At 65.2% G+C, this 8047-nt stretch carries 5 protein-coding genes; 4 read left to right on the top strand and 1 reads right to left on the bottom strand.

Going from position 1 to position 8047, the window contains the following annotated elements; translation table 11 throughout:
* Positions 1–237 (bottom strand): LysR family transcriptional regulator (locus WAZ62_RS11540; RefSeq protein ID WP_422643672.1); only part of this gene is annotated, 237 nt, incomplete at its 3' end.
* A 124-nt stretch (positions 238–361) separates the two neighbouring features.
* Between WAZ62_RS11540 and WAZ62_RS11535 the strand changes: the two genes are divergently transcribed.
* From WAZ62_RS11535 to WAZ62_RS11520, 4 genes are all read left to right on the top strand, one after another.
* Positions 362–1540, top strand: coding sequence for a CaiB/BaiF CoA transferase family protein (locus tag WAZ62_RS11535; protein WP_422643671.1), 1179 nt, complete (start codon positions 362–364; stop codon positions 1538–1540).
* A 70-nt stretch (positions 1541–1610) separates the two neighbouring features.
* Complete coding sequence (locus tag WAZ62_RS11530; RefSeq protein WP_422643670.1) at positions 1611–2237, top strand: glutathione S-transferase family protein; 627 nt, start codon at positions 1611–1613, stop codon at positions 2235–2237.
* Between the two features lie 115 nt (positions 2238–2352).
* Complete coding sequence (locus tag WAZ62_RS11525) at positions 2353–5061, top strand: calcium-binding protein (protein ID WP_422643669.1); 2709 nt, start codon at positions 2353–2355, stop codon at positions 5059–5061.
* 204 nt (positions 5062–5265) lie between these two features.
* Positions 5266–8010 (top strand): hypothetical protein, encoded by a 2745-nt coding sequence (locus WAZ62_RS11520; protein ID WP_422643668.1) that lies wholly within the window; start codon positions 5266–5268, stop codon positions 8008–8010.
* Positions 8011–8047: the final 37 nt, after the last annotated feature.

The following is an 8047-nucleotide window of genomic DNA, read 5'->3' as shown; positions in this document are numbered from 1 at the left end:
GGCCTCGACCGCGCTCGCCACCTCGCGGGCGGCGTCGAGAAAGCCGCGCCCCCGCGCGGTCAGTTCGATGCTGCGGGTGGTGCGCTCGAACAGGGCGAAGCCCAGCTGCTCCTCGAGCTGGCGGATGCGGCGGGACAGCCAGGGTTGCGCGATGCCGAGGCGGCGGGCGGCCCGGGTGAAGGACATGTCCTCGGCGACGGCGACGAAATGCAGCACGGCCTTGATGTCGAAATGCACCGTCTCTCCCCATCGCGTTTTTCAGGATGATATAGACGGTTTTCGTCTGAAACGACCGAATTCCGTATTGGACGGCCAAGGCCCCGCGCGGCTTCATGGGCAAAAACAAGCGGAGGAGAGACCCATGACGACCCCGGCCCCCCGGATGCTGGAAGGGATTCGCATCGTCGACCTGACCTCGATCGTCTTCGGCCCCTATTGCACCCAGACCCTCGCCGACATGGGCGCCGATGTGATCAAGGTGGAGCCGCCCACGGGCGACCTGTTCCGCATCGCCGGCCGCCCGCCGAAGACGCCGCTGATGGGCGCCTGTCACATGACCCTGAACCGGGGCAAGCGCTCGATCGCCCTCGATCTGAAGGACGAGGCCGATGCCGCCACCATGCGGGCGCTGATCGCGGGCGCCGATGTCTTCATCCACAATGTCCGGGGCAAGGCGATCGAGCGGCTGGGCTTTGGCTATGCCGTGATGAAGGCGCTGAAGCCCGATCTCGTCTATGTCCATTGCGTCGGTTTCGGCTCGGACGGTCCCTATGCCGATCTCCAGGCCTATGACGACGTGATCCAGGCGGCGACCGGCACGGCGACCCTGCTGCCCCGGGTCGACGGCAATCCGGCGCCGCGCTATCTGCCGTCGCTGATCGCCGACAAGGTGGCGGGGCTGCACGGTGTCTATGCCGTTCTCGCCGCCATCATCCACCGGCTGCGCACCGGCGAGGGCCAGCAGGTCGAGGTGCCGATGTTCGAAGCCTTCACCCAGTTCATGCTGGAGGAACACCTGTTCGGCGCCGTGTTCGAGCCGCCGACCGGCCCCGTCGGCTATCCCCGGCAGATCGATCCGGACCGCCAGCCCTTCCCGACCAGCGATGGCCATCTCTCCATCGTGCCCTATACCGACGAGACCACCTGTGTCGTGCTCCGCCTCGTCGGCCGGGATGATTTGCTGACGCGGGAGCCGCTGGATACCCCGATGGGCCGGGCGCTGAACCCGGCCCTCGTCTATGGCGCGATCCGCGAGGCGACCCCGGCGAAGACCAACGCCGAATGGCTGGCGATCTTCCACGGCGCCGGCATTCCGGCCATGCCGGTGCGCGATCTGGCCGACATCAAGGACGATCCGCACCTGAAGGCGACCGGCTTCTTCAGGACGCGCGAACACTCTTCGGAAGGGAGCTATGTCGAGATGAGGCCGCCGGTCCGCTTCGCGGCCGCGAGCGGGCGCGACATTCGCCCGGCCCCCCGCCTTGGCGAGCATGGCGACGAAATCCGGGCCGAAATCGCCGCCCCCGCTGCGGGTGGTTGAGCAAGCCCGCATGGGCGCGCTACAACATCCGGACGACCGAGCCGGAAACCGGCCATCAGGGGAGAGAGACGTGAAATTGTATCATTGCGCCGGGGCGCGTTCCTTCCGGCCGCTGTGGGCGCTCGAGGAAATGGGGCTCGACTTCGATTTCGAACTGATGGATTTCCCGCCGCGCTTTTCCCGCCCGGGCTATCTCGACATCAATCCGCTGGGCACGGTGCCGGCCTTCACCGATGGCCCGCTGCTGATGACGGAATCGAGCGCGATCTGTCATTACCTCGGCACGAAATACGGCCCGACCGATCTCGTCGTCGGCGTGGACGAGCCCGATTACGGCCGCTATCTCAATTTCCTGCATATGTCGGACGCGACGCTGACTTTCCCGCAGACCATCGTGCTGCGCTACACAGCGCTGGAGCCGGAAGAACGCCGCCTGCCCCAGGCGGCGGCGGATTACGCCCAGTGGTTCGCCTCCCGCCTGCGCGGCGCGCTGAAACTGATGGGCCCCGAATTCGCCTGCGCCGGGCGCTTCACCATGGCCGATATCGCCATCGGCTATGCCATCAAGCTGGCCGGCCTGATCGGCCTCGACCAGGCCCTGACGCCGGAAGCAAAGGCCTATTACGCCCGCGTCACCGCCCGTCCGGCCTTCGCGCGGGCCGAAGCGCGGGAGGGCGGGCGGGCCATCGGCACCTGAGCGGGGCATGGACGACATGTCGCGGGGTCGCAACTTTTAATCATCTATCGTCGTTGGACATGACCTGTGGGTAGTCCTATGGTCGCATTGCCTTTCCATCACTGGAGGTCGGCACATGACGTCCTTTCCCGCAGCTGTCGATCTGGCCGATGTCGATGGCGATCAGGTTGTCCGGCTCGAATCGAGTGGTGTTGACTGGTATCCCGACCTTATCGGCGTGCTGGACGTAAACGGCGACGGCCTCAGCGATATCGTCATTGGGGGAACGGCAGGGACGACAGTCCGTCTGGGACAGTGGGGGCCACTACAGCCTGTCGAAGTGGTGGACAATAGTTACCCTGGCAGTAATATCGATTGGCTGCCCAGTAATGGTTACGTCTCGGAAATCCGACCGGTAGGACTCGGCGACATCAATGGTGACGGGTTCGGGGATTTCGACAGCCATACGGCCTTCTATACCCTTACCTATTACTACTACGAGATGGATTCGTGGTGGCAGCAGGAAGATTTCAATGCCGTCGACATCTTTTATGGCGGCAGTGACGGGGCCACCAGCGGGGAGCTGATCCAGAGTCACAACTGGAACGGGCTGTACCTCGAGGCTGTCGGCGACGTCAACGGGGATGGTTTCGACGATGTCTGGGTCAATAACCACTCTGCCGGGTCGCACGGCGGTTTCAGCCACGTCGTATTCGGTAGCCCAACGGGCATTCCGGCCAATGCCAATTCGCCGGCCGCGCCCGGCCTCAGCTTCACCGGGGGAACGGCGTCGGTGGCCGGCGCGCTCGGCGACGTCAATGGCGACGGCATGGCCGATCTGCTGGTTTCGGCCAGCAGCGGCGACAATACCGGTCTCGCCGTCGTGTTCGGCCGCTCCGATCTCGCGACCCAGGCCTTCGATATCAGTACGCTCGACGGCACGAACGGCTTCTGGCTGCCGGGGGCGGGAAGTGCCGCGAAGGTCGGCGATGTCAACGGCGACGGTCTGGACGATATTCTGATCACCCTGTCGGGGCGCGCCGCCAGCGATCCCTTCTACATCGTCTATGGCCGGGCCGACGCGCCCGCCAGTGTCGATGCGTCGTCGGTTGACGGTGTCGATGGCTTCCGCGTGCTGGGTGCCACGAAAGTGAGTGCAATCGGCGACATCAACGGCGACGGACGCGACGACCTGTTCACCACCGCTACTTGGTTCCAAAGTTATGTGGTCTTCATGCCGGCCGACGTCGGTGCCGACGGTCTCGACGCCAGCAGCGTCGATGGCGACAACGGCTTCCAGGTTAGTGGTTACGGTGCTTGGTCCGTTTGCGCGGCGGGTGACATCAACGGCGACGGCTTCGACGACATCGCGGCTGGCGTGGACGGCGGCGATGGAGCGGTTGGCCTCATCCTCGGCCATGCCGGTTCCGCGGTGGACCGGGTCGGGACCTCTGCGCGGGAACACATCACCGGCAGCCTGGAGAGCGATGTCCTGAACGGCGCCGGCGGCAACGATCTTCTGCGCGGGCTGGACGGGGACGATCTGCTGATCGGCGGATCGGGCGGCGACATCCTGTCGGGCGGCGAGGGCATCGACACGGCCAGCTTCGCGACAGGCTCCCATGGCGTGGTGGTCGATCTGGTGGCGGGCACCGCGTCGGGCCGGGGCCTCGGCAATGATACGCTGATCAGCATCGAGAGTGTCATCGGCTCCCTGGGCGACGACGATATCGCCGGCACCGACGGCGACAACCGCATCGACGGCAACCTTGGCGCCGACCGCATGGCGGGGCGCCTCGGCGATGACGTCTATGTCATCGACAATGTCGGCGACCAGGTGCTCGAAGGCCGCAACCAGGGTCACGACGCGGTTGAAACCAGCTTGGCGGACTATGTCCTGGCACCGCATGTCGAGGATCTGACCTTCGTCGGCAGTGGCGATTTCCGGGGGACCGGCAACACGCTGGCCAATGTCATCGTCGGCGGCGCCGGCAATGACGTCCTGAACGGCAGCCTCGGCGGGGATACAATGCGCGGCGGCGCGGGCGACGATCTCTATATCGTCGATCAGGGGGGCGATATCGTCGAGGAGAGCGCGGACAGCGGCTTCGACACCGTCCACACGGAGTGGAGCTACACGCTGACCGACCATGTCGAGGCGCTCGTGCTGCGCGGCACGGCGGGCGCGTCGGGGACCGGCAACGACCTCGCCAACGCCCTGACCGGCAATGACGCGGCCAATGTCCTGAGCGGCCTTGGCGGCGACGATACGCTGTCGGGCAAGGCCGGGGCCGACAGGCTGCTGGGTGGTGACGGCAACGACCGGCTGGACGGCGGCAGCGGCGACGATGTCCTGCGCGGCGGCCTGGGCGACGATATCTATGTCGTCGATTCCCTGGGCGATCAGTTGTCCGAGGCCAATGGCGGCGGCCTGGACACGGTGCTGACCAGCTTGTCCTTCACCCTGGCCTCGGGCTTCGAGAATCTGACCATCCTTACGTCGCAGGCGGTGGATGGCACCGGCAACAGCGCCGCCAATGTGCTGATCGGCGGCAATGGCGCCAATGTCCTCGCGGGCCTCCGCGGCAGCGACACGCTGACCGGGGCCGGCGGCGCGGATATATTCGTGTTCGGCACCGGCTTCGGCCAGGACCGGATCACGGATTTCGCGTCCAATGACGTGATCAAATTCGAGAACGGACTATTCGCCGACCTTGCCGACGTGAAGGCCCATGCGACGCAGGTCGGGGACGACATCCTGATCGCCTGGAGCGCCGGCAACACGATCACGATCGACGAGTACCTGCTGACGAAGTTGAACGCGGGCGATTTCCTGTTCGCATGACGCGGTCCTCGCCCGGGATGTCGCTCCGGGCCGGGGCCGGCGGCGCGCGCTGCGGCTGCGCGGCGACAGGTAGTAACCGTAATCTCAAAGGGAGCAAGGGCGCCATGTCGCCGGAACGCAACCTTTAATATTCATTGCAGTGCTGACACGGCTTTTGCGTAATCCTTGGGTCGCGTTACCTTTCTCTCTTCGGGGGTAGGCAAAATGACGTCCTTTACCGCGACAATCGATCTGGCCGAACTCGACGGAGATCTGGTGCTCCGTCTCGACGGGGGCGCTGATCGGGACAGGTTCGGCGAATTCGTCGGTGCTCTGGGGGACGTCAACGGCGACGGCGTCGCTGATCTCGGCATCGCGGCGTCGGGCGAGACGACGGTCTGGCTGGGGCAATGGGGTCCCTTCGATCCCGCGCAGACCGTTGGCCGTTCCTTCCGCTTCGATGACTCGGCGTCCTGGGTGCCGGGAGATGCCTCCATCTGGGCCGTCTACCCGACCGGAATCGGCGACATCAACGGCGATGGCTTCGCGGATTTCGACAATCACGTCTACTTCCAAAACACCATCACGCACTATTATGAGTATGGGGATTCCTGGGAAGAGTGGCGGTACTACGATTATGCCGACATCCGTTACGGCGGCGACGACCGGGCAACGACCGGCGCGCATTTCGGGGATTCCGGATCGGGCGGCTCCGACAAGCTGTATCTGGAGGGCGTGGGCGACGTCAACGGAGACGGTTTTGACGATGTCTGGGTTACCGCCTATTCCCGCGGGTCGCCGGGCAACATAAGCCGTGTCGTCTTCGGCAGCCCCACGGGCATTCCGGACAATGCCAATTCTCCGGGGGCGCCCGGGCTCGATTTCACGGGGGGGACGGCCAGCGTGGTCGATGCCGCTGGCGACTTCAACGGCGACGGGATGGCCGATCTGGTGATTTCGGCCAGCAGCGGCGATAATTCTGGCATCGCCGTGATTTTCGGCCGGTCCGATCTCGCGACCCAAGCCTTCGATATCAGCACCCTCGACGGCACGAACGGTCTCTGGTTGCCGGGGGCTGGCAGCGCCCGGTCGGTTGGCGACATCAACGGCGACGGGATGGATGACATCGTCGTCGCCTTGTCGGGGCACGTCCCTGGCGATCCCTTCTATGTCGTCTATGGCCGAGCCGACGCGCCTGCCAGTTTCGATGCCGCGACGGTGGACGGCGAAGATGGCTTCCTTCTGCTCGGTGTCGATGGCGAGGTGAGCGCGGTCGGCGACATCAACGGCGACGGGCGTGACGACTTGCTCGTCGGCATCGTCTATGCGGCGAAAGACTATGTGATCTTCGCGCCAGCCGCCGTCGGCGGCGTGGGTCTCGACGTCAGCAATGTCGATGGTGACAACGGCTTCCAGATCGTCTCCGGCGGCGTCGATATCTACGGCGGGGACATTGTTCCGGCGGGTGACCTCAACGGCGACGGGATCGACGATATTGCCGTCGGCCGGGGGGGCGAGAATGCCGTCCATATCATCCTGGGTCATGCCGCGTCGGCCGTGAACTGGGTGGGGACCGCTGTGGGAGAGCACCATACCGGCAGCCTGGAAAGCGATGTCCTGAATGGCGCTGGCGGCAACGATGTCCTGCGGGGGCTCGATGGCGACGATCTGCTGATTGGCGGGTCGGGCGGCGACACCCTGTCGGGTGGTGAGGGGATCGACACGGCCAGCTTCGCGACAGGCTCCCATGGCGTGCTGGTCGATCTGGTGGCCGGCACCGCGTCGGGCCGGGGCCTTGGCAACGACACAGTGATCGGTATCGAGAATGTCGTCGGCAGCACGGGCGATGACGATATCGCCGGCACCGATGGCGACAACCGTATCGACGGCGATCTGGGCGCCGACCGCATGGTGGGGCGCCTCGGCGACGATACCTATGTCGTCGATAACGCGGGCGACGTGGTGGTGGAAAGCCGCGATCAGGGCATCGACACGATCGAGACCACGCTGGCGGCCTATGCGCTGGCGGCCGATCTCGAAAACCTGACCTACACGGGCACGGGCGATTTCACGGCGACCGGCAATACGCTGGCCAATGTCATCATCGGCGGCGCCGGCAACGACGAACTGAACGGCGGGCGCGGCAGCGACACGCTGCGCGGCGGCGCGGGCGACGATCGCTATGTCGTCGATCATCCGGGCGATAGCGTCGAGGAGGGGGCCGACGGCGGTTTCGACACGGTCGAGACGACGCTGAACTATACATTGGGCGACAATGTCGACGGACTGCTGCTGCGCGGCACGGCCGCCCTGTCGGGGACCGGCAACGCCCTTGCCAACGCGCTGACCGGCAATGGCGCCGACAATACGCTGAGCGGTCTTGGTGGCGACGACACGCTGCTGGGCAAGGCCGGCAACGACAAGCTGCTGGGCGGCGACAACAACGACCGGCTGGACGGCGGCACGGGGGACGATACCTTACGCGGCGGGCTGGGTGACGATACCTATGTCGTCGATTCCGCGGGCGACCTTCTCTCGGAAGCCAATGGCGGTGGCCTGGATACGGTGCAATCCAGCGTGTCCTTCGTCCTGGGCTCGGGCTTCGAGAATCTGGCCATCGTTACCTCGCAGGCGGTGAACGGCACCGGCAGCAGCGCGAACAACATTCTGATTGGCGGCAATGGCGCCAATATCCTGACCGGCCTGCGCGGCAACGACACGCTGACCGGGGCCGGCGGCGCGGATATCTTCCAATTCGGTGTCGGCTTTGGTCAGGACCGGATCACGGATTTCGCGTCCAGTGACGTGATCGGCTTCGTGGACGGATTGTTCACCGATTTTGCCGACGTGCTGGATCATGCCACGCAGGTCGGGGCCGATATCGTGATCGCCTGGAGCACCGGCAACACGATCACGATCGACGATTATCTGCTCGAGAAATTGAACGCCGCCGATTTCCTGTTCGCGTAGTCTGCTTCCCTTGTCGCCACCATCGCCCCGGGGGAAC

This window comes from Zavarzinia sp. (assembly GCF_049306435.1).
Lineage (GTDB): Bacteria > Pseudomonadota > Alphaproteobacteria > Zavarziniales > Zavarziniaceae > Zavarzinia.
This window is presented reverse-complemented; position numbering and strand designations above follow the sequence as displayed.